We start from the raw sequence: 22,539 nt of genomic DNA, 5'->3' as shown, positions 1-22,539 counted from the left end.
TATGGGTGGTGCTCAGCGTTGCGCCGCGCGAATCATGTTGCGGGCAATCACCAGTTGCTGGATCTGCGTGGTGCCTTCGTAGAGGCGGAACAGGCGAACATCCCGGTAGAAACGTTCAATGGCGTACTCGCTGATATAGCCGGCGCCGCCATGGATCTGCACACAGCGGTCAGCGACGCGACCGCACATCTCGGTGGCGAACATCTTCGAGCAAGAAGCTTCGGTGCCGATGTCCCGGCCTTCGTCACGCTTGCGGGCGGCGTCGAGCACCATGCAGCGCGCCGCATAGATTTCGGCCTTGCTGTCGGCGAGCATGGCCTGGATCAGCTGGAACTCGGCAATCGGCTGGCCGAATTGCTTGCGTTCGATCGCGTAGTTCAGCGCGTCACCCAGCATGCGCTCGGCGGCGCCCACGCTGACGGCGGCGATGTGCAGGCGGCCTTTGTCGAGGACCTTCATGGCGGTCTTGAAACCCACGCCTTCCACGCCACCGATCAACTGGCTGGCTGGCACGCGGACGTTGTCGAAGATCACGTCGCTGGTGTGCGCGCCGTGCTGGCCCATCTTGTGATCGCGCTTGCCCAGGGACAGGCCTGGCGTGTCACGTTCGATGATGAACGCGCTGATACCGCCCGAGCCGCGGATCGCCGGGTCGGTGCGCGCCATCACCGTGAAAATCCCGGCGTGGGGTGCGTTGGTGATAAAGCGCTTGGTGCCGTTGATCACGTAGTGGTCGCCATCGCGTACGGCGGTGGTTTTCAGCGAGGCGGCGTCGGAGCCGGAGTCGGGTTCGGTGAGGCAGAACGAGCTGAGCAGCGCACCGCTGGCCAGCAACGGCAGGTAATGTTCCTTCTGCGCATCGGTGCCGTCGAGCAGGATGCCGATGGAGCCGATGCCATTGTTGGTGCCGAAGTAGGAGCGGAAGGCCGGGGAGGTGCGCCCCAGTTCAAAGGCGATGGTCACCTCTTCCTCCATGGTCAGGCCCAGGCCGCCGTAGGCTTCGGGAATGGTCAGGCCGAACAGGCCCATGTCCTGGAATTGGCTGATGATGTCCGCCGGGATTTCATCGGTTTCGGCGACTTCGTTTTCCCGTGGGATCAGCGCTTCATCGACGAACTGCGCAATGGCGTCCACCAGGATATGCAGGGTTTGTGCGTCTCGGATCATGTGCAGCCCTCAGCGGCCCGTTCGGCGGGCCTGTTATCGTCAATCTGCCGAGGCCATGCACCTGTCCAGCTAGCGGGTGGCGGCCTCGATATTGTTCACCATGTGCTTGAGGCGGGGGCCGATGTCGTCTTCGAGTTTCTCCCGGGAGAGGTGGAAACTCGGTCCGCCACAGTTGAACGCCAGCAAGCCGTGTTGTGCGTGTCGCAGCGGTACGCCGATGGCGTTGACATCGCGGTGCCACTCACCGATCGACATGCAATAGCCGAAATCGGTGTAGTCCCGGAAGGCGCGTTCCAGCCCCTTGCGGATGTTCGGCCAGTCCTCCAGATGGCGCTGGCGGATGTGGTCGAGAATGAACTCCCGCTCGTTTTCCGGCATCGCTGCCAGGCAGGCGCGGCCTGCTGAACTCAAGTGCAACGGCAACCGTGTACCGACCTGGCGGCGCATGGTCATGTTGGCTTCGCCCTGGACCACATCCAGGTACACCGCGTCGAGGCGGTCGCGGGTGGCCATCGCGACGGCCGCCTGGGCGTACTTGGCCATGGTCTCCATCAACGGGTGGGCCACGGCGCGGATCGACAGGTTCGACAACATGGCGTAACCGAAGGCCATCACGCCCACCTCCAACTGGTACCGGCCCGACTGCGGCAGGTGCCTGAGGTAACCCAAGCGGGTCAGGGTGTGGGTCATGCGGGTGATCGTCGGTTTCGGCAGCCCGGTCTTGCGCGCCAGTTCCTGGTTGCCCAGCACACTCTCGCTCGGCGTGAAACAGCGCAGCAGTTCCAGGCCACGGGCCAGGGCGGTGACGAACTGGCGGTCCTTGTCTTCCTCCTCATCGTTGTGCATCGGGTCAATCAACAAATGCTCGAAGGCGTTGTTGCCTGCTGGGACTTGGTTGTTGTCCGAGTCCGGGTTTCGACGGCGCATGTTAAGCCTCATTTTTTTATAAAATCAACAAAACAAAATAGTATTCCGCACAGCGAAACTAAGCAACTTTTTGCCTAGCGATTATTTGATGCGATAAACCCCAATAAAACAGCAGGTTAAAGACTGTATGTGCATGAGTTCGGGTTTTTACGTTTACACCTGTGGGGACGATACTTATGATTATCGATAAATACGGAATGTTATTTCGCATAGCGAAACAAGTGCAATCCAACTAACAAGAACTGTGCAGCAGGAGTCAATGTGACCAACGCTAACCCACCCGTGGTGACCCTCGACGTCCAGGACAATGGCGTGGCCGTGGTCCGTATCCATCGCCCCGAAGTCAAGAACGCCCTGAATACCCAGGTGCGTGAAGCGCTCGCCGAGCACTTTCGCGCTTTGGCTCGCCGTCAGGATGTGCGTGCCATTGTGCTGACGGGGGGCGAACAGTTCTTCGTCGCAGGTGCGGATATCAAGGAGTTCGCCGCTGCCGGGGCGATCGATATGTACCGCCGCCACACCGAATATCTGTGGGAAGCCATCAGTCGCTGCCCCAAGCCGGTGATCGCGGCCGTCAATGGTTTTGCCCTGGGCGGTGGCTGTGAGCTGGCGATGCATTGCGACCTGATCGTGGCGGGCGAGTCGGCGCGGTTTGCCCAGCCGGAGGTCAAGCTGGGCTTGATGCCGGGGGCGGGCGGCACCCAGCGGCTGGTGCGGGCGGTGGGTAAATTCCAGGCGATGCGCATTGCGCTCACCGGCTGCATGGTCAGCGCAAAGGAAGCCCTGGCCATGGGCATGCTCAGCGAGATGGTCAGCGACGATCAGACACTGCCCCGCGCCCTGGAACTGGCCGCGCAGATCGCCGCGCTGCCGCCGTTGGCGGTGGAGCAGATCAAGGAGGTGATGCTGGCCGGTGCCGACCTGCCGCTGGAAAGCGCCCTGGTGCTGGAGCGCAAGGCGTTCCAATTGTTGTTCGACTCCAAGGACCAGAAGGAGGGCGCTGCGGCGTTCTTCGAAAAACGCACGCCGCAGTACCGGGGGGAATAAGCATGAGCGACGCTATCAACACGATGGGCCTGGTGGGCACCGGTGTCATGGGCGCGGGCATTGCGCAAATCGCTGCTCAGGCCGGTGTTCGGGTATGCCTGTTCGATGCTCGCGACGGCGCTGCGCAAGCGGCCCGTGACAGCCTCGGTGGTACATTTGCGAAGTTGGTGGGCAAGGGCAAGATCAGCCAGGCGGCGGTGGACGCAGCGTTGGCCAACTTGCAGGTGATCGACCGCCTTGAGGACCTGCGCGATTGCGACCTGGTGGTGGAAGCCATCGTGGAAAACCTCGACGCCAAACGCGGCCTCTTGCAACAGCTTGAAGGTATTGTCAGCCCCACGTGCATCCTGGCGACCAACACGTCTTCACTCTCCGTCACGGCCATCGCCACTGGTTGCCGGCACCCCGGACGTGTGGCGGGCCTGCACTTCTTCAACCCGGTGCCGTTGATGCGCGTGGTGGAGGTGATCGATGGCCTGGCCACCGCGCCCAAGGTCGGTGAGGCATTGCTGGCCCTGGTTGCACGCACCGGCCATCGCGGCGTGCGCGCCAAGGACACGCCTGGTTTCATCGTCAACCACGCCGGCCGGGCCTACGGCACCGAAGCCCTGAAGATGCTGGAAGAAGGCATCGCCGAGCGCGGCGATATCGACCGTATCCTGCGCGACGGCGCCGGGTTCCGCATGGGGCCGCTGGAGCTGCTGGACCTCACCGGCCTGGACGTGTCGCACCCGGTGATGGAGTCGATCTACAACCAGTTCTACCAGGAGCCCCGCTACAAACCGTCGCCCCTGACCCGGCAGATGCTGGTGGGCGGCCGCCTGGGGCGCAAGACCGGGCACGGCTTCTATCAGTATGAACACGGCCAGCTCATCAACGGCCCGCAACCCCAGCCGGTGCCCACGGTGCAACCGCTGCCACCGGTGTGGATCGCCACGGAAAACAGTGAAGACTACGAGCGCTTGAGTGCCCTGGTGATCGACCTGGGCGCCCATCTGGAACACGCTGCGCAACCGTCGCCACAGGCGTTATGCCTATTGGCGCCTTACGGCCGCGATGCCACCAGCACGTGCGTGCACTTCGATACCGACCCGGCGCACACGCTGTGCATCGATGTGCTGACGGACCTGTCGCGCCACCGCACGCTGATGCAAAACCCGCTGACGGCCCCGGCGATGCGCGATGCCGCTCACGCCTTGCTCGCAGCGGATGGCGTGGGCGTCACGGTGATCGGCGACAGCGTTGGTTTTGTGGCCCAACGCACCTTGGCGATGGTGGTCAACCTCGCCTGCGACATTGCCCAGCAGCGCATCGCCAGTGTCGAGGATATCGACCAGGCCGTGCAGCTCGGCCTGGGCTACCCCAACGGCCCGCTGGCCTGGGGCGATGCCCTCGGGCCACGACGCCTGCTCACGATTTTACAGCGCATGAGCGAGCTCACCCACGACCCGCGCTACCGCCCCAGCCCGTGGTTGCGGCGGCGGGCGCTGCTGGGTATTTCCCTGCGCCATGAAGCGCCGAAAGCCGGCTGATTTCCCAACCTCACAGGATAAGAACAATGGGTGCATTGACAGGTTTGCGGGTGCTGGATCTGAGCCGTGTGTTGGCCGGCCCCTGGTGTGGGCAAGTGTTGGCTGACCTTGGCGCGGAAGTGATCAAGATCGAACGCCCGAAAAGCGGCGACGACACCCGTGCTTGGGGCCCGCCGTGGATGAAGACCGACACCGGTGAGTCGTCCGGCGAGGCTTCGTATTACCAGTCGACCAACCGTGGCAAGTTATCCGTGGCCATCGACATCGCCAGCCCCGAAGGCCAGGAGTTGGTACGGGCGCTGGCGGCCAGTTCCGATGTGTTGATCGAGAACTATAAAGCCGGCTCCCTGGCCCGCTACGGCCTGGACTACGCGACCCTGGCCGAGCTCAACCCGCGCCTGGTGTATTGCTCTATTACCGGCTTTGGCCAGACCGGCCCGCGTGCCGAGGAGCCGGGCTACGACTTCATCATCCAGGGCATCGGCGGCCTGATGAGCATCACCGGCGAGCGCGATGACTTGCCCGGCGGCGGCCCGCAAAAGGTCGGCGTGGCGTTCTCCGACCTGATGACCGGCCTGTATTCCACCGTGGCGATCCAGGCCGCGCTGCTCAGCCGTGAGCGCACCGGCGTGGGCCAATACATTGATATGGCGTTGCTGGATGTGCAGGTCGCGACCTTGGCCAACCAAAGCATGAACTACCTGGCCTCGGGCAAGGTGCCGCAGCGTTATGGCAATGCCCACGCCAATATCGTGCCTTACCAGGTGTTCCGTGCCGCCGACCGCGACTTCATCATCGCCTGTGGCAACGACAGCCAGTTTGTCGCGCTGTGCCAGAGCATCGGCCTGGCGCATTTGCCGGACGACCCGCGCTTTCGCCGCAACGCCGACCGCGTGGCCCATCGCGAAGAGATTGTCGCGCTGCTCTCGGCGCACTTTCTGGGGCGCAGTGCCGATGAGTGGGTGGCGTGTATCCATGCCTCGAAGGTGCCGGTGGGGGCGATCAACTCCATCGCGCAATCCCTGGAAGAACCCCAGGTGATCGCGCGCAACCTGATGGTGAAGATCCCCCATCCGCAAAACCCGGAGTTCGCCATGGTCGGCAGCCCGATCAAAATGTCCGGCACCCCCGTGGAGTACCAGCGGCCGGCGCCGAGGCTGGGGCAGCACACCGACGACATCCTCGGCGAGCGGTTGGGCTTGTCACCGGAGCAACTGGCCCGACTCAAGGCCCGCGGGATCGTTGAACAGCAGGGTTAGACCAGGGTGGTGCGGTCGATCTGCGCGATGGACGTGACGCCAGTCAGGGTCATGGCCACGCGCATCTCCTTGGCAAAGATGTCCAGCAGGTTTTCCACGCCGTGCTGGCCATCGGCGGCCAGCGCGTAGGCGGTGGCGCGTCCCAGCAGGCACGCCTTGGCACCCAGGGCGAGCATGCGCACCACGTCCAGCCCGGAGCGGATGCCGGAATCCACCAATACGGTGAGGTCATCGCCCACTGCATCGGCAATCGGCGGCAAGGCTTTGGCGGTGGACAACACGCCGTCCAATTGGCGGCCGCCGTGATTGGAGACCACGATGCCATCGGCGCCGAAACTCACCGCGTCCTTGGCGTCCTGGGGGTCGAGGATGCCTTTGATGATCATCGGGCCTTTCCAGAACTCGCGGATCCACTCCAGGTCTTTCCAGCTGATCGACGCGTCGAAATTGTTCGCCAGCCAGCCGATGTAGTCTTCCAGGTGGGTGGGTTTGCCCAGGTATTTGGAGATATTACCCAGGTCATGGGGACGGCCCATCAACCCCACATCGAAGGCCCATTGCGGCTTGGCGACGGCTTGCAGCATGCGTCGCTGTGCGGCGAACGGGCCGGACATGCCCGAATGGGCATCGCGATACCGTGCGCCGGGCGTGGGCATGTCCACGGTAAATACCAGCGTCGTCACACCGGCCGCTTGCGCGCGCTCCAGCGCGTTGCGCATGAAGCCGCGGTCCTTGAGCACATACAACTGGAACCAGATCGCTTGCGCGCTTTGCGACGCCACTTCTTCAATCGGGCACACCGACACCGTCGACAGGCAGAAGGGGATGCCCTTGTTCGCCGCCGCCTTGGCTGCCTGCACTTCACCGCGCCGCGCATACATGCCGGTCAGGCCGACCGGGCTGAGGATCACCGGCATGTCGAGTTCCTGGCCGAACACCGTGGTCTTCAGGCTCAGATTGTCTACATTGCGCAGGATGCGCTGGCGCAGGCTGATCTCGGCCAGGTCCGAACTGTTCGCACGCATCGTGTGCTCGGCGTAGGCGCCGCCGTCGATGTAGTCGAACAGGAAGCGCGGCAGCTTGCGCTTGGCGGCTGCGCGGTAGTCGGAGGCGGACGAGATGATCATTTTTAGAGGCTCCACGGGCAAGGTGGCTTCAGGATAGGCAATTCTCTGGCATGATAAAAACAACTTTTATCGCTGGCAGCCAGTCGCCAAAGGAATACTGATGAACCTGAGAACATTGCGTGCCTTTGTAGAAGTGGTACGCCAGGGTGGTTTTTCCCAGGCTGCCGAGGTGGTGTCCCTGACTCAATCCAGCGTGAGCAAGGCGGTCAAGACCCTGGAAGACGAACTGGGCACGCCGCTGCTCAATCGCCTGGGGCATCGCAACGAACTCACCGCCGCCGGCGAAATTGCCTACCGCCGCGCCCTGGTGCTGCTCGCCGAGCGCAATGACCTGGTGGCCGAGATCAACGATTTGTGCGGCCTCAAGCGCGGCGTACTGCGCATCGGCCTGCCGCCGGTGGGTTGCGGCGTGCTGTTCGCGACCATGTTCGCCACCTACCGCAGCCGTTACCCGGACATCGACATCGAACTGACCGAATACGGCAGCAAAAAACTGCGCGAATGCCTGGAAGCAGGGGAGGTCGACCTGGCTGCGCTGCTGCTGCCGGTGGACGAAGACTTCGACTTCCAACCCGTGCGCAACGAACCGTTGATGGCGGTGCTGCCCATCAGCCACCCGCTGGCCCGCCTTGAACGTATCGACTTCACCGACCTGGCCGATTCGCCGTTCATCCTGTTTGAAGCCGGCTTCGCCCTCAACGCCAAGATTCTCGCCGCCTGCGAGCGCAAGGGCGTCACCCCCAAGGTGACCGCCCGCAGCGGGCAGATCGACTTCATCATCGACCTGGTCGCCGCCGGCCTGGGCGTAGCCTTCGTGCCACGCATGCTGGCGCACAAACACCAACACCCCGGCATCGCCCTGATCCCCCTGGACGAACCCCACACCGACTGGCACATCGCCCTGGCCTGGCGCGCCAGCGCCCACCTGCCACCCGCCGCCCTGGCCTGGCTGGAACTGGCCAGGGAGCACGCCGTTTCAACCGGCCATCCGGTTTAATCACGCCGAGTGCCAGAGAAAGCTTGACTTCTCCTTTTCAATCAGTAACATACGGCGCATTCCGCGATAGCTCAGTTGGTAGAGCAAATGACTGTTAATCATTGGGTCCCTGGTTCGAGTCCAGGTCGTGGAGCCAGATAGCGACATAAAGAGAAGCCTGCAGAGATGCAGGCTTTTTTTTGCCTTGGATTTCTCTGGGGGGGATCAAAGCGCACAGCGTGATAGGCATGAAGGCGTCTCTAATCCTACGATTCAGAGGGAGCGGGGCGGGGAAAGGGGAGGATAACGTCAGTAAGGGGTCCAGTACGCTGAAGGCATTGGATGCCATGGGCCAGTTTATAAATGGCCCGACAGGCGATGCCAAATTTGGTAACAGCAAGCAGAGTTCCAGCGAGCAGGTTGTTGAGCAAACTAATCGTTCATCAACCCTCAAGGCGGGTAACGACGTCGATCTGTCGGCCGGTAACGATGTCACGATCAAGGGCAGCCAAGTGGGTGCGGGTCGCGACATCAACATCAAAGGTCGCGATGTCACACTCGATGTTGCTAAAGGCGGTGTCAGCCAGGAAAACACCCAAAGCCAGAGCTGGGGCGGAATTCATGGCGGCTCCAGCGGTGGTATCAAGGTGGGCGTGGGCGGCAGTCATGGCGTAGCCAATGAAGACCGTAATCGTGAGTCCGCTACTGCCACCAATCTGGATGCCGGTCGTGCGATCAATCTTGATGCCAGCAATGATCTGAACCTGATAGGGACGCAAGCCAAAGCTGGCCGCGATATCGACCTCAAGGCAGGAAATGACTTGAATATCCGTTCTGAACAGAACGGTGCTACCAACGACAGCAATCGAAGCAGCGGCGGGGGGGAAGTCGGCATTACAATTGGTTCCGAGGGCTTTGGCGTCTACGCCAGTGTCAGTCTCGGAAAGGGCAACCTGGAGCGTGATAGTAAGCGCCAACAAGATGCCTATCTCTATGCCGGTGATCGCCTAGGCTTCACCAGCGGCAAGGACACCAACATTGCGGGTGCCACTTTACGCGGTGATGAAGTCGTTGGCCGTGTTGGAGGTGACCTTAATGTCGCCTCGGTGGCAGACACGGGGAAGGTCAAAGGTAAAGAGTTCGACATCAATGCGACCGTTACCATTGGCCCGGGAGCCGGTGTCAGCGGTTCAGTCGGCTTTGGCCAGACCAGCGGCAAGACCAATTGGGTCGAAGACCAGACGCGGATTACTGCCAAGGACAAAGTGGACATCCGCACGGAGAATCACACTCAAATCGATGGAGCGCTGATTGCCTCGGATACCGGCAACCTAAAGCTGGACACCCGTACCCTCGGTTTCAGTGATATTGCGGGAGAAGACAAAGAACACGGCTACTACCTGAACGTCGGCGGTACTTTCACGTCAGCTAACAGCAAGACAGCCACGACCCAGGATCCGACTCAGGTTGGTAAAGGCAAAGAAGGCGAGACCAGCGCAAGTATCAGCGGTTGGAAGTACGATAAAGAGCGAGAACAAGCTGTTCGTGCCACCGTGGGGGCGGGTGACATTGTCGTGCGCAATGATGCCGAGACAGGGGCTGACTCAACGGCCGGTCTGAATCGTGATGTCAGCAAAGCCTATGAGGTCACTCAAGACAAAGAGTCGCGTACAGATCTCTACGTCAGCAGTTCATCGGTCGAGGATGCACTCCATCCTCTCGATACGGCCAAGAAACTGGCCTTGGGCGTGTACAACTACGACAAGAAATCCAAGGAGAACTGGGACGCAGCCAGCACTGGCATGAACGCCATTATCAATAAGGTGGAGGCTGCTCTTGGTCGCAAGATGGATGCGGGCGCTCTTGCCATTGGCGGCAAGGACTTGGCGGAAAATACTCTTGAAGCGTTGATTCTTTCTGGCAAGAGCCGTGCCGATGCCATGGCAATGATGAGAGATCCGGGCTTTCAGCAGGGCGTGCTCGCGCAGCTCGACAACATCATGCACGTCAACGATGTTGTGCTGAAAAAGACGCAGGCAGACGTTGGGCCGATGGTGGATGAGTATATGTCGTCCGCTGCCGGGTCTTTGGTCATCAAGACACCAGTGGTCACTGAGGGTGAGCAAAACGCGCAACAAGCGACATTGACATTCGTCTCAAACATAAATGCCTACCGGCAAGCTCATCCTGAAAGTATTGAAGCAATCGGGTATGTCCTGGCCCTTGCCCAAGGTCCGAAGGGCATGATGCAACTGGCAGTAGGGAAGCTTGTTGAGAACACCGAATATGGTGAGGCGCTAGGTAAAAAGCTGGACGAGCTTGAAACGAAGCTGGGTAGGGCACTCGCCGAAAAAATGTCGGGGATTGTCACCCTTGATGTTGATAGTGCGGACGACCAGTACCTTACAGGTTTCAAGCCTGGAACGATAACCAGCTATCAGCAGTATTATGATAAGCAGGGAAGTCGGTTAAAATATGAAGCTGGGGAATGGAAAAACTGGGAGTGATGGTGAATGACTTTATTAGTTCCTGATCTTATGGCTGAGTTGAGTCCTGGCTTGAGTGCGGCTGGTTTTTATTTGGGCGAAGATTTTTCCTGTGTTCAGGAAAAAATTGGCGCTGTGGAGTGGTACGACTCAAACTCCGCTCTTAATAAAATTTTGCTCGAAAGTTCAGGTTGGATTGGCGTTCGAACGGCGGTGGGCTCCGCCATCGGTATAGGTGCAGTCGTGGAGTCTTTCAGCTATCGGAATGACTGGGTTTCATTGGATTTTGGGGAGGGCAATAAGCTATATAGGATAGTGGTTGGTAGAGGCTATCAAGGGAAGTTTAAAGTGGTTATGCCTGGCAGTGACCTACTGCTGCTTGAGGATTTTTACGAGTTGGATTTTAATGAAGTGGATGATGAGTTTCTGATTATTGAAAATGGTGAATATATAGAGGGGATTAGCTTTATTACCGACTATAGAGCACCCTTGGAGTATGAGTCTAATCAGAAGATCGAATTGATATCGGTGCATGACTGGTCGTTTCAATAGAAGTAAATTTGGAACCAAGTATGCTGGGGCGATCAAATAAAGAGTATAAACGGGGGCAGACGCCGCGCAGTAAGACCCCGCGCAGTAAATGGGGTCAGACCCTGAGGGATCCTTGATCACCGGTATCGATCTGAGCCGGATCACCGGGAAAGATCTGCTTGGCGCCAGCAGAATAATAGAGGCTTAAAAATGACCATTACCATGAGTGTTGAGATTGAGGAAGGCATTTCATTTGATGCGATTTCCGCGGTGATATCCAAGCTGGCGGGCGGGTATACAATTGAGCAGGAATATTTGACTGGGAATTTTGATTGTTCAAATTGCTATTTTGCGTTTCGCCGTGTTTTTCCTCATGATGATGTTGCTGCCGAAGGCGTAGAGGCTAGCTGGAAAGTAAGTGTGCGAGGTGCGTTTCATGCGCCAATCAGATCTTTATCTGAGAGCTCAAAAGACATTCAGAATTTTCTTGTTGGGCTTTCAATAGAAACAGAACTGAGATTTGTACTCTCTTTTCAATATGAGAGCGTATATGCCGTTCGTGATGAGCAGGGTTTAAGGTTTGTAAATAGCATGGTTGTTGAACCCTGAGTGATCGCTGAGAATTTAAAGTCGCCACTTTGTCTTTGTTTTTTCTCAGGTTTTGTAGGTGAAGTGTGTTTGGGGAATATGAATGTTTGCTGGGCTCTATAGTCTCAGAAGATTATTGGAGTGATGTGGGTGTTGATATCGCGGCCTCCAAGATCTCTCAATTTGATAATTCAAGCTGGAACGAACTTTAATCTGCTCTTCTGGCAAAGTCTCAAGTCTGGCGAGGGCGGTGTGCGGAGTCTTTCGGAGATTCGAAGGATGAGTGGGCGTTGCGCGTATTGCTGGCGCTTCTAAAAACTAAAGATGAGTCGGTTGTCATTCATGCAATTGAATCAATTGAATCAGTTTTTTTGGCTGGCTATATTCTTGACGCGGCGCAGGTCATACGTGCTCTATATGAGGGGTTTGAGGTAGAGAGCAGAACATTGAGGCTAATGGCGGCTACGTTGGTCAGGAAGTTAAGTGAGGCATAAAGGTTGCTCAGTAGCTGACAGCGCACGACTCCTTTTCCTACAGGTCATTGAAATGTCCTGCTTTGACAAGCCAACCCAACCCGACTAACTTTCCTGGCGTGACGCATTCATGCGACCCACGCTATGCAGCTAACCTATTTTCTGCGCCACATTTCGTCGTGGCCCCAGTGCACCTAACAGCTAGCAAATGACTGTTAATCATTGGGTCCCTGGTTCGAGTCCAGGTCGTGGAGCCAGATAGCGACATAAAGAGAAGCCTGCAGAGATGCAGGCTTTTTTTTGCCTTGGATTTCTCTGGGGGGATCAAAGCGCACAGCGTGACCAGCATGAAGCCGTCTCTAATCCTACGATTCAGAGGGAAGCCCCATGAAAGTCGCTGCAGTGGTTTCAACCAAAGACGGCAGAGTCGGCGTAGCGAACGTCAGGATTCAGCCCCAGGCGGATGACCGAAGTACGCCTTGTAGGCGTGGTTGAAGTTGGCAGGGTTGGCGTACCCCAGGCGGTGGGCAATCTGCGCCACGTGCCATTTGCGTTGGCGCAGCAGGGTGCGCGCCAGTTCCAGGCGCTGCTGGCGCACATAATCGAGCATCGATTGGCCGTACACCCGGCTGAAGGCACGTCTGAGGGTGGTTTCACCCACGCCCAGTTCCCGTGCCAGCGCCAGCGTGCCGGGTGGTTTCATCAGGTTTGCGTCGAGCTTGAAGCGTGCTTCATGTGCCAGGTCCGAATGGCTGCGCAACGGGGCCGTGGGCTTGGCCGGTTGTGGCGCCAGGTGCGTGGCCAGCTCGACCAGCACGGCCAGGCTCAGGCTTTCCTGGTTCAGCCGTTCCAACGCCCCCTGGTAGGGCGAGTGATAAAGGCGCTCGAACAAACGCCCGACGGCGCGACAGCCGTGCAGTTCTGAAAAGTGCATGCCATCGTCGAGCAGCCTGGCCAGCGATTGCAGTGACGGGTCTTCTTCGGCCAATTGGCGTAGGTAGTCGCCGCCGATGCGCAGCCCGGCCATGCGCGCACGGCTGCCGGCAGGCATCTGGTCCATGGCTTCCATGCTTTCGCTCAAGCCCAGCACATGGGGCGCGCCGGGGGTGTATTCATTTAGCCGGCCGTCTACCTGATGCTGCCATTGCCCACCCAGTACCTGCACGATGCACACGCTGTCGGGCAGCACCTTGTGGATGCGTAACGGTTCGGGGAACTGCAAATTGCAGTCGAAATACTGCAGGTGCGGCCGCACCGTCTGCGCACGGTAATGGCCGATCGCGCTGCCCATGACCTGCTGCGCGCTGTCATCGAATACACCGGCCTGGTCCAGGGCCTCTGGGTGATCGAAGCAGAAGTGGGTGTCCAGATAGGGGTTGCGGCGGTCCATTGGCAAAAGCGTCCGTCAGAGCGGGTGGGCAGCGTTGCATGATATCGACATCGGGCAGGCCGATCAGTTGTTGTGAGCCACGGCCTTATTATTGTGCGCCACGGCCGCACCGCTTGGCAGGCGTCGGCGCGTTGATTTCAATGGTCGGCTTTGAACTGTCGAGGAAGCCGTAAATGTTGATATATCGCAAGTGGGCAGCGCTGCTGGGCCTGGTTCTGGCCGTGATCGCGGGGATCGCCCAGGCTGACAACCGCCCGGAAGTCGCGGAAAAAGTGTTGGCCTATGCCGGCGAAGGCGGCGTGAAAGTCTGGACCCTGCGCATCGGCGCGCGCAGTGACAATCAGGCGCTGGTGCAGGTAGAGGGCGTGGACCACGACTGGAACATGAAGATCCAGAAAATGGCCGTGGAAAAGACCGGCAAGGACACCCGCTATTCCACCACCGTGGACGGCCAGAAGTTCGTCGTGCTGGTGCTGCGTCAAGGCTGGGGCGAGCTGTACTTGCCCGGCGAAGCTCAAGCGTTGAACGTTGGCTATGACGAGTTCCTGTCCAGCCAAGGCAATGCGCAGGCATTCCTGACCGATTATTTGCAGGCCAACTGAGCAGTGGGTCGATTCGCACGGTGGTCGTGGGCGCTGACGATACTGGTACTGCCGCTGGCCCTGATGGGGTGGGCCAGTCTTCAGAGCTGGCGCGCCGATGAAGTGCTGCGGGACGCGCAAAGTGTCAACGGCGACTACGCCTGGCTGCGTGTGCGTCAGGCCCTGGCGGGGTTGGCGTACTGGCTGGCCATCGCCGCGTTGGTGGCCGGGTTCTCAACATGGCTCAAGATGCGGCTGGACGCATGGCGCGCGCGGCAATCCAAGGACTTTCTCTACGGCCGTCTGTTCCTCTGCTGGCGTGCTCTGGGCCACTGGTTGGTGGCCTACACCGGGCTGCTGGTCTGCGCGCTGGCGCTGTGCCTGCTGTATGAACTGAGCTGGGGCTGGAGCCACTTCAAGGCCGGCGGCTGGTTCATGCTGTTGGTGGCGGTGCCAGTGATTACCGTGCTCTGGACAGGCTGTCTGTTGATTGAGCGGTTGCGCCGGCAATGGCACGCCTTGGACCGGCCTTCCTCGGCGTTTCTGGGCCAAACCCTGGGGCGCGCCAAGGCACCGGCCTTATGGGCATGGGTTGAGCAACTGGCCAATACGGCCGGTGCGCCGGTGCCCGACCATATCGTGGTGGGCATCGACCAGGCGTTTTTCGTCACCAGCGTCGATGTCGCGCTGCAACCCGCCGGTGACGTGCTCAGCGGGCGCACCCTTTACTTGCCGCTGACCTACCTCTCGAGCCTGAGCCAGGCCGAAGCGGCGTCGATCATCGGCCATGAGCTAGGCCATTTCAGCAGTCGCGACACCGAACGGGGCAGCGAGATCGGGGCGCATTTCAGCCTGATGTGCCTGCACTTTTCGTATATCAGCGCTGGGGATGCCGACCCGGCGTGGGTCGAGCGCCCGGCAATCTGGATGACGCAGCGTTTCCTGCACCACTTTCAACTGGCGGTGCACCACTGGGGCCGCGCCCAGGAATTGGTCGCAGATAGGGTGGGCGGCAACATCGGCGGTGAGCGCTTATTCTGCCAGGCACTGTTACGCGTTATCGCGCTCGACGGGGAGATCCACACGCTGCTCACCGAGCGCCACCCGAACCTGATCCAGGCCCTTACCGACCACCTGCTTCATACACCGCTGCGCTTGGACAAGGCAGCGCTGGACCATGCCATCGCGCACCCGTTCGATACGCACCCGTCGACAGCACTGCGCATGCAGCAACTGGGCGTGCGACTGGATGACGACCTGCTGGCCCAGGCCACTCGTGTGCCTACCGAGCACGACCGCCACTGGTTCAGCCAACTCACCCATGCATCGTCCTCCGATGTCGGGCTGCCTGTATCACCGCCTATATCAATCGCTCAAGGAGAATGACCCATGACCCAACCCTCCGATCCGCTGTCGGATCTCGCCAGCACACTCAGTCAGGAATATGCCGACTCCCGCGAAGCTCAGCGCGAGCGTGCGATCGCCGAACTCGAGCAGGTCATCCATCGCGTGCCCGAGCAGACCGCATTCACCAATTCGCGCCGTTACAAGGTGCGCGGTCCGCTGTTTTTGCTGATTGCCCTGGGCTTGCTGGGCTTCGGGCTGCACCGAGGTTACAACGGCTTGGCCGTGTGTGCTGCGGTGATGGCCGTGGTGTTCGTACTGCTCACTTGGCAGCACCGCAACGCCGGGCAACATGCCTTTATGCGCCTGACCCGCCGCCAGTTGTTTGTGGACACCTTGAGTGCGCCGGTCGATCTCGTCGAAATTGCCGACGTCAGCGTCAGTGAGGAAGGCTGGCTGACGGTGCAGAAACTGATTTTGCGACCCGGTGCGCCCCTGCCTGTGCATCGCGCCACGCGACAGCTGTTCGGCAACCAGGCGCTGGCCCTGAACAAACCCCAGCCGCAGATCCTGATTCAATCCGCCGGCCTGATGCATGAGGGCCATACCCTGGATGACGACCAGATCGCAGGCATCCTCAACGCCTATTGCCAAGCCGCCCAGGCCCAACAACATCTTGATGCGCTGCGCCAGGGCACTCAGCGCGATTCCTGAGCGGTTGTACGGTAGAGCCGGTTCAGGGTTGTTGAAATTGCCTCGCTGCATTGACATCCAGATCCGCAAATCAACCTGTTGAGCATTCAGTTTATGACCGTGATCGCGCCAGTTGCGATGGCCGCGACCAACATCACCAGCACGGTGCCGAAGGTCCACTTCAGCGAGACCCGCTGGTTATCGCCATAGTCAATGTCCAGCAGCCCGCACAGTAGGTAAGTGGAGGCCACCAGTGGGCTGAGCAGGTGCACTGGCTGGCCGATCAACGATGCGATGGCCATTTCGTGGGGGCCGATGCCGTAGTGGGCAGCGGTTTCGGCGAGGATGGGCAGCACTCCAAAATAGAACGCGTCGTTGGTCAGGACGTAGGTGAACGGCATGCTGAGCAGCGCGGTGATGACTGACATGCCGTGGCCAGCCTGCTCTGGCAGGATGGCGATCAGGTTATCGGAGATAGCCTTGATCATCCCGGTGCCGCCCATGATGCCGACGAAGATGCCCGCCGCAAAAATCAGCAGGGTCACGGCCAACACATTGTCGGCGTGCCGACCGATGACTTCCTTCTGCTGTTTGAGCGTCGGGTAGTTGATCAGGCAACCCAGGCCGAAGGCGACCATGAACAGGATCGGCAGCGGCATCAGGCTGAGCATCATCGAGCTGATGAGGGCGACCGTCAGGACCACATTGAACAGAAATTTCGGGTCGCTCAGGCGAACGTGTGCGTAGCCTTCGAGCACCTTGTCTTCGCTGACGCTGACAATACCCAAACGGCGGTATTCCATTCGACCTAGCCACCAGGCGGCAAAAATCACCCATACACCGCCAGCAATCATGATGGGAACCATCTGTAAAAACAGCTCGGTGATGTCGACGTGCATGGCACTGGCCGCTCGCGAAAACGGCCCGGCCCACGGCAGGATGTTCATCACCCCGATGGCCAGCAGTAGCACGGTGGCCATGACCTGCAAACGAATGCCGGTCAGACGATACAGCGGCAAAAAAGCTGCTGTGGCGATGATGTACGTGGTTGCGCCGTCGCCGTCCAGGCCAACGCACAACCCCAGCACGGCGGTGCCGACAACGATCTTGCGCGGATCGCCCTTGACCAGCCGCAACAGCACCTTGATCAGCGGGTTGAACAGACCGGCGTCGGTCATCATGCAGAAATACAGGATCGCGAAGGTCAACATGATGCCGGTGGGGGCGAGCATCTTCACGCCGTCGTACATCATGCCGCCCAGTTGCGTGGCGAAACCGCCGAGGCAACCGAAGAGGATCGGCACCAGCAGCAGCGCCACCAGCGGTGAAAGGCGCTTGCTCATGATCAGGTACATGAAGCAGACGATCATGGCGTAGCTCAGAAAGATCAACATGGGCATCCCTTTTATTGGTTTTGTAGGGGGCGAGCGCGGGACGGCTCGCGTTCTTCGGGCCGAACGAAGCCGGTGCAGCAGGCGCACAGGATTCAGCGTGTTGCGGGTTTAGTGGTGCGAGAACATCGGCTGGCCGCTGTGGGGCAGGTCGGTGACCAGGATGGAACCGGTAGAAGAGTCGGTGATGAACAATTGCCGATTGCCCTCGCCACCGAACGCCAGGTTGGTCAGGGTGCGGCCTTGGGTGCACGAGCGAATGCGGTACAGCGGCACGGCGTGAGGGTCGAACACCCAGACGCAGCCGTTACCGGCATCGCACACATACAGATTGCCTTCGCTGTCCAGCGCCATGCCGTCGGCGCCACTGACGCCCCCGGCCATGGCGGTGAAAATGCCCGCCTTGCTGGTGCCGCCGTCGCGTTGGATCGGCAGGCGCCAGACAGCGTTGCCCCGGGTCATCGCCACGAAGAGCGCGTTCTGCGCGAGGTCCATGACAAGGCCATTGGGGCTCGGGCCGTTGTCGATCAGACGCGTGAGGGTCTGCTTTTCCAGATCATAGGCGTAGACGCGACCGGTCGGGTCCTGCTGGCCGGTCTGGCCCTGATCGGTGAAGTACAGCTTGCCGCCGGCATCGAAGAATAGGTCGTTGACACCCTTGAAGCCTTCGCTGCGACTGTGAGTGAGGAACGGCGTCACCGCGCCGGTGTGCGGAGCGAGCGTCAGGATCCCTTGCTTGTAATCGGCGATGAAAATCCGCCCGTCGCGGTGGATTTTCAAACCGTTGGGCCAGCCATCGTACTCGGCGATCAACGTCCAGTGGCCTTGAGGGTCGATGCGCAGGATGCGGCCGTAGGGAATGTCGGTGACGTACAGGTTGCCGTCCCGGTCGAAGGACGGCCCTTCGAGAAAGCTTTTGACCTTCTGCCCTGGTTTGTTGGCGCGTACCCAGTCGGAGTCGCCGTCTTTCCAGAATTCTTCGGGCAGCGTGGTGAACACGCGGGTCGACAAATCGCGAGGCGGGGCATACAGGCTCACAGGATCAGCTCCTACGGGGGCGAACGGAAAGCACCGATCTTGCTGGTGACGAGACCTTTTCGCCTTATTGTTTTTGTTCTATCTGACAGAACGTTGTGTTTGCAGATAGAACAAGGTTCGACTTTATTTTTTCAGCTGTCAACCCACCGGGATTGTCTGTTTTTCATTTCGCCATTCATCACCAGGCACTCCCAACGCACTCGGGAGCGCCCTGGCGCATCGCTCGGGATGAGAGGCGTTGACAGTGGGATTTTGTCGGCTCATGATTATTTCAGAACAGTGTTCTGTCAGATAGAACTATTGCATTCCACCACCCGGAGACCCGGCGATGAACTCTAATAACAACCTGGACATCCTGATCAGCGAGGTCGGCCCCCGTGATGGCCTGCAAAGCATTAGCGCGACCATGCCCACTGCGCTCAAGCTTCACTGGCTGACGGCCCTGGCCGACGCTGGCTTGAAGGAGATCGAGGTCGGCTCGTTCGTGTCCCCCAGACTGCTGCCGCAAATGGCCGATGCCGCCGAGTTGGTGGCGCACATGCGTCAGCGTTCGGACGTGTTCGTTACCGCGCTGGTGCCGAACCTCAAGGGCGCCGAGGCAGCGTTCAACGCGGGCGTACAAAAGATCACCCTGCCCATTTCCGTCAGCGAGCCCCATTCACTGGCCAACATCCGCAAGACCCATCAACAGGTCTACGACGAAGTGCGCACGGTGATGGCCCTGCGCAACGAGCGCTTCCCGCACGTCGAGGTCGAGGCCGGGCTGTCGACGGTGTTCGGTTGCACGATTCAGGGCGAGGTGCCCGAGGACGACGTGCTGCGCATGGCCCTTACGATGGTCGAGCTGGGCGTCGATGAAGTCGGGCTCGCCGACACTGTGGGGTACGCCAATCCGGCGCAGGTGCGTCGCGTGTTCACCCGTCTGCGCAACGAGATCGGCAGCAAGGCCGGCAGCGCGCATTTTCACAATACCCGTGGGCAGGGCCTGGCCAATGTGGTCGCGGCGCTGGACGTTGGCGTCACCACCATCGATGCCTCTCAGGGCGGTATCGGCGGTTGCCCGTATGCGCCGGGGGCGTCGGGCAATATCGTGACCGAGGATCTGGTCTACCTGCTCGAGTCCATGGGCCTGCGCACCGGCGTGGACATCGACAAGCTGGTGGCCGCTCGCGCCTGGCTGAAACAGGGCCTGCCGGGAGAGCCGCTGTATGGCTTCATCCCTGACGCAGGCGTCGGCAAGAATTTCCATTACGCCGGAGGTGCGCGATGAGCCTGCTCAATCGGAACCTTCAGGCGCTGCCGCTGGCAGGCGTGCGCGTGGTCGAGTTCGTGCACATGGTCATGGGCCCGACCTGTGGGCTGGTGCTGGCTGACCTCGGCGCTGAAGTGATCAAGGTCGAGCCGACGCCCGAGGGTGACAACACGCGTCGCCTGACCGGCTCCGGCGCTGGCTACTGGATGACCTACAACCGCAACAAAAAAAGCTTCGCGGTTGACATCAAGACCGAGGAAGGCATGGCCGCGGTGCGCAAGCTGATCGAAAGCGCCGATGTGGTCACCGAGAACTTTCGTCCCGGCGCCATGGACAAGCTCGGCCTGGGCTACGAGCAGGTCAAGGCGATCAAGCCGGACATCATCTACAGCTCGATGAAAGGCTTTCTGCCGGGGCCGTATGAACATCGCACTGCGCTGGACGAGGTGGTGCAGATGATGACGGGCCTGGCCTACATGACGGGTCCCGAAGGCCGCCCGCTACGCGCCGGTGCCTCGGTCAATGACGTAATGGGCGGTATGTTCAGCGCCATCTCGATTCTGGCGGCGCTGTGGCAACGCAAAAACACCGGGGAAGGGCAGTTCGTGCAGACCGGGCTGTTCGAGAACTCAGCGTTTCTGGTGGGGCAACACATGATGCAGATGGCAACCACTGGCAAGCCTGCCGCGCCGATGCCCAGTCGTTTGTCAGCCTGGGCGATCTACGACGTGTTCAATACCCTGGGCGATGAGCAGGTGTTCATGGGCGTGGTGAGCGACAGCCAGTGGGTCAATTTCTGCCAGGGTTTTGGCTTTACAGAGCTGGGGCGCGACCCTGGACTGGCGAAAAACACCCAGCGCGTGCAGGCCCGGGCGAGGATTCTGCCGCAGGTCCGCGAGCGTCTGGCGCAAATGAGCAAGCAGGAGGTCATGGACCTGTGCGAGCAGACGGGCCTGCCGTTTTCGCCGATCCAGCGGCCGCAGGACCTGTTCGAGGACCGGCACCTGAACGAGTCGGGTGGGCTGGCCCATCTGACGCTGGAGAATGGCGACGCGGTCAAGGTGCCAATGCTGCCGTTCGAGATGAATGGTCGTCGCTTCAATACCCGCCTCAATGTGCCGCAAATGGGCAGTCACTCTGCCGAGCTGCTCGAAGAAATGGGCTACGCGTCGGGTGACATCGAAGCGTTGCGCGGGCGTGGCATCGTTCGCTGATACCGCTGGAAGGGATTCCTGATTCCTGTAGCTGACGGACATTCCCGCCGTCAGCCTTATAAAAATAAATGCTGAGGAAACCCGTCATGGCCATCGTCACGACACCCCCGCACAGCAGCGATATCAGCAGCGTGCGCTCCCTGGATGCCGAACAGACCCGCGTCCTGCACAAGGCCGCCTGGCGCTTGATCCCCTTGCTCGCGCTGGCGTATTTCTTCAATTACCTGGACCGCACCAGCGTCGGCTACGCCGCGTTGCAGATGACCGAGCAGTTGGGCCTGACCGCCACGCAGTTCGGCCTTGGCGCGGGCATCATGTTCTTCGGCTACTGCCTGTGCGAAGTGCCGAGCAATCTGGCGATGTACCGTTTCGGCGCCCGCCTGTGGATGGCGCGGATCATGATCACTTGGGGCCTGGCCGCTGCTGCCACCGCGATGATCGTCGGGCCGTACAGCTTTTATATTGTGCGCTTGATCCTCGGCATCGCTGAAGCCGGCTTCTTTCCCGGCGTGATTTTCTTCCTTACCCTGTGGTTCCCCGCGCAATACCGCACGCGGGTGTTGGCCTGGTTTACCGTGGCCACGCCGATCTCGTTTCTGGTGGGTGGGCCGCTGTCGATCTGGCTGTTGCAGATGCACGGTTTGCTCGGGCTTGCGGGTTGGCAATGGATGTTTCTCATCGAAGGGGTGCCAGCGTGCATCCTCGGTTTGATTACCTTGAAGGTGCTGACCAACCACCCGGCCGAGGCCAAATGGCTGACCGCCGAAGAACGCCATGTGCTGACCGGCATGCTCGCCGAAGAGCAGAGCAAGGGTCAGCACAGCCATGGCTTCAAGGCCGCACTCAAAGACCCACGCGTGTGGATTCTCAGCTCGATCACCTTCAGCTTCACCCTGGGCTCCTACGGCATCGGTATCTGGTTGCCGCAGATGCTCAAGGCCCATGGTGTCGAAGTCAGCATGATCGGCTGGGTTGCGGCCATTCCGTACTTCTTTGCCACTGTAGCGCTACTGATCTGGGCCAAACATGTGGACCGTACCGGCAAAGGCATTTTCAACCTGACCGTGGCCATGCTGCTGGCAGGCTTTGCGTTAATCCTGGCGCTGCGAATGGACGCGCTGGTTCCGGCACTGGCAGGGATTACTTTAGCGCTGATCGGCACGATCGCTGGCAAGACGATTTTCTACACTTTGCCGGGCAAGTTCCTGCGCGGGCAAGCCGCAGCGGGTGGAATCGCACTGATCAATTCCATTGGCGCGTTTGGCGGGTTTGTCGGGCCTTACCTGATGGGCTTTTTGAAGGACTACACCGGGTCGTTCACCGCAGGTCTGATGGTCATGGGCTGCATCATGTTCGTTGCCGCAGCAATGGTCGTCTCGCTTCGCTTCTTCCTGCGCGAGTAGTGAGCAGCGGCTGCACTTTTTTCAGAAGGGATCGGGCGGCTCTGATATTGTCTTGCGGGTTGGCGGGGTGGTTTGCGAATCATCCGCCGCCTGCGAGCGACGAATCGACAATGAGTGTCT

The 22,539-nt window shown here is 60.0% G+C and carries 18 protein-coding genes, 1 tRNA gene and 1 pseudogene; 14 read left to right on the top strand and 6 right to left on the bottom strand.

Annotation, left to right across the window (positions count from 1 at the left end):
* Nucleotides 1-12: 12 nt before the first annotated feature.
* Nucleotides 13-1,167 (bottom strand): acyl-CoA dehydrogenase family protein, encoded by a 1,155-nt coding sequence (locus BFN10_RS17540; RefSeq protein ID WP_071490741.1) that lies wholly within the window; start codon nucleotides 1,165-1,167, stop codon nucleotides 13-15.
* A gap of 69 nt (nucleotides 1,168-1,236) precedes the next feature.
* On the bottom strand, nucleotides 1,237-2,106 hold the full coding sequence (locus BFN10_RS17535) for an IclR family transcriptional regulator (protein WP_071490740.1): 870 nt from the start codon (nucleotides 2,104-2,106) through the stop codon (nucleotides 1,237-1,239).
* A 249-nt stretch (nucleotides 2,107-2,355) separates the two neighbouring features.
* Between BFN10_RS17535 and BFN10_RS17530 the strand changes: the two genes are divergently transcribed.
* Genes BFN10_RS17530 through BFN10_RS17520 form a run of 3 tightly spaced genes read left to right on the top strand, consistent with a single transcriptional unit; the run spans nucleotide 2,356 to nucleotide 5,932 of the window.
* Nucleotides 2,356-3,141 (top strand): enoyl-CoA hydratase, encoded by a 786-nt coding sequence (locus tag BFN10_RS17530; RefSeq protein WP_071490739.1) that lies wholly within the window; start codon nucleotides 2,356-2,358, stop codon nucleotides 3,139-3,141.
* 2 nt (nucleotides 3,142-3,143) lie between these two features.
* Nucleotides 3,144-4,673 carry a 3-hydroxyacyl-CoA dehydrogenase gene (locus tag BFN10_RS17525; protein ID WP_071490738.1) on the top strand — a complete coding sequence of 510 codons (1,530 nt, stop codon included), beginning with the start codon at nucleotides 3,144-3,146 and terminating at the stop codon, nucleotides 4,671-4,673.
* A 26-nt stretch (nucleotides 4,674-4,699) separates the two neighbouring features.
* Complete coding sequence (locus tag BFN10_RS17520; protein ID WP_071490737.1) at nucleotides 4,700-5,932, top strand: CaiB/BaiF CoA transferase family protein; 1,233 nt, start codon at nucleotides 4,700-4,702, stop codon at nucleotides 5,930-5,932.
* On the opposite strand, the gene lldD is transcribed toward BFN10_RS17520, so the two are convergent.
* The gene (gene lldD, locus BFN10_RS17515) at nucleotides 5,929-7,059 is read right to left on the bottom strand and encodes an FMN-dependent L-lactate dehydrogenase LldD (protein ID WP_058424979.1); all 1,131 of its coding nucleotides are present in this window, start codon (nucleotides 7,057-7,059) and stop codon (nucleotides 5,929-5,931) included. The genes BFN10_RS17520 and lldD overlap by 4 nt on opposite strands.
* Nucleotides 7,060-7,159: 100 nt before the next feature.
* On the opposite strand from lldD, the gene BFN10_RS17510 reads away from it, so the two are divergent.
* The 5 genes and pseudogenes from BFN10_RS17510 to BFN10_RS17490 all read left to right on the top strand — a co-directional run bounded on the left by BFN10_RS17510 (nucleotide 7,160) and on the right by BFN10_RS17490 (nucleotide 11,661).
* Nucleotides 7,160-8,056, top strand: coding sequence for a LysR family transcriptional regulator (locus BFN10_RS17510; protein ID WP_071490736.1), 897 nt, complete (start codon nucleotides 7,160-7,162; stop codon nucleotides 8,054-8,056).
* A gap of 60 nt (nucleotides 8,057-8,116) precedes the next feature.
* Nucleotides 8,117-8,192: transfer RNA gene (locus BFN10_RS17505), tRNA-Asn, on the top strand.
* A 124-nt stretch (nucleotides 8,193-8,316) separates the two neighbouring features.
* A pseudogene (locus BFN10_RS17500) lies at nucleotides 8,317-10,542 on the top strand (hemagglutinin repeat-containing protein); the annotation flags it as partial.
* Between the two features lie 6 nt (nucleotides 10,543-10,548).
* Nucleotides 10,549-11,073, top strand: coding sequence for a hypothetical protein (locus BFN10_RS17495; RefSeq protein ID WP_071490734.1), 525 nt, complete (start codon nucleotides 10,549-10,551; stop codon nucleotides 11,071-11,073).
* A 189-nt stretch (nucleotides 11,074-11,262) separates the two neighbouring features.
* Entirely contained in the window at nucleotides 11,263-11,661 is a 399-nt protein-coding gene (locus tag BFN10_RS17490) for a hypothetical protein (protein ID WP_071490733.1), read from the top strand.
* 894 nt (nucleotides 11,662-12,555) lie between these two features.
* Here BFN10_RS17490 and BFN10_RS17475 read toward each other — a convergent pair.
* Nucleotides 12,556-13,503 carry a helix-turn-helix transcriptional regulator gene (locus BFN10_RS17475; RefSeq protein ID WP_071490732.1) on the bottom strand — a complete coding sequence of 316 codons (948 nt, stop codon included), beginning with the start codon at nucleotides 13,501-13,503 and terminating at the stop codon, nucleotides 12,556-12,558.
* Nucleotides 13,504-13,676: 173 nt separating this feature from the next.
* Between BFN10_RS17475 and BFN10_RS17470 the strand changes: the two genes are divergently transcribed.
* The 3 genes from BFN10_RS17470 to BFN10_RS17460 are packed head-to-tail and all read left to right on the top strand — an operon-like array spanning nucleotide 13,677 to nucleotide 16,142.
* The gene (locus BFN10_RS17470) at nucleotides 13,677-14,105 is read left to right on the top strand and encodes a hypothetical protein (RefSeq protein ID WP_071490731.1); all 429 of its coding nucleotides are present in this window, start codon (nucleotides 13,677-13,679) and stop codon (nucleotides 14,103-14,105) included.
* A 3-nt stretch (nucleotides 14,106-14,108) separates the two neighbouring features.
* Nucleotides 14,109-15,470, top strand: coding sequence for a M48 family metallopeptidase (locus BFN10_RS17465; RefSeq protein ID WP_231999516.1), 1,362 nt, complete (start codon nucleotides 14,109-14,111; stop codon nucleotides 15,468-15,470).
* 3 nt (nucleotides 15,471-15,473) lie between these two features.
* Nucleotides 15,474-16,142, top strand: coding sequence for a hypothetical protein (locus BFN10_RS17460; RefSeq protein WP_071490730.1), 669 nt, complete (start codon nucleotides 15,474-15,476; stop codon nucleotides 16,140-16,142).
* A gap of 86 nt (nucleotides 16,143-16,228) precedes the next feature.
* Here BFN10_RS17460 and BFN10_RS17455 read toward each other — a convergent pair whose 3' ends face one another.
* Both BFN10_RS17455 and BFN10_RS17450 read right to left on the bottom strand, forming a co-directional pair.
* The gene (locus BFN10_RS17455; protein WP_071490729.1) at nucleotides 16,229-17,515 is read right to left on the bottom strand and encodes a CitMHS family transporter; all 1,287 of its coding nucleotides are present in this window, start codon (nucleotides 17,513-17,515) and stop codon (nucleotides 16,229-16,231) included.
* 108 nt (nucleotides 17,516-17,623) lie between these two features.
* The gene (locus tag BFN10_RS17450; protein ID WP_071490728.1) at nucleotides 17,624-18,550 is read right to left on the bottom strand and encodes an SMP-30/gluconolactonase/LRE family protein; all 927 of its coding nucleotides are present in this window, start codon (nucleotides 18,548-18,550) and stop codon (nucleotides 17,624-17,626) included.
* Between the two features lie 328 nt (nucleotides 18,551-18,878).
* Between BFN10_RS17450 and BFN10_RS17445 the strand changes: the two genes are divergently transcribed.
* The 3 genes from BFN10_RS17445 (at nucleotide 18,879) to BFN10_RS17435 (ending at nucleotide 22,419) form a co-directional block, all read left to right on the top strand.
* Complete coding sequence (locus tag BFN10_RS17445) at nucleotides 18,879-19,820, top strand: hydroxymethylglutaryl-CoA lyase (RefSeq protein WP_071490727.1); 942 nt, start codon at nucleotides 18,879-18,881, stop codon at nucleotides 19,818-19,820.
* Complete coding sequence (locus tag BFN10_RS17440) at nucleotides 19,817-21,016, top strand: CaiB/BaiF CoA transferase family protein (protein ID WP_071490726.1); 1,200 nt, start codon at nucleotides 19,817-19,819, stop codon at nucleotides 21,014-21,016. The genes BFN10_RS17445 and BFN10_RS17440 overlap by 4 nt, the downstream gene beginning before the upstream one ends.
* A gap of 86 nt (nucleotides 21,017-21,102) precedes the next feature.
* A complete protein-coding gene (locus BFN10_RS17435) occupies nucleotides 21,103-22,419 on the top strand; it encodes an MFS transporter (RefSeq protein ID WP_058424970.1) in 1,317 nt (438 codons plus the stop codon).
* The last annotated feature ends 120 nt before the right edge of the window (nucleotides 22,420-22,539 follow it).

The organism is Pseudomonas extremorientalis (genome assembly GCF_001870465.1).
Classification (GTDB): domain Bacteria; phylum Pseudomonadota; class Gammaproteobacteria; order Pseudomonadales; family Pseudomonadaceae; genus Aquipseudomonas; species Aquipseudomonas extremorientalis.
The sequence above is the reverse complement of the archived record's forward strand: the minus strand, read 5'-3'. Positions and strand labels throughout refer to the sequence as shown.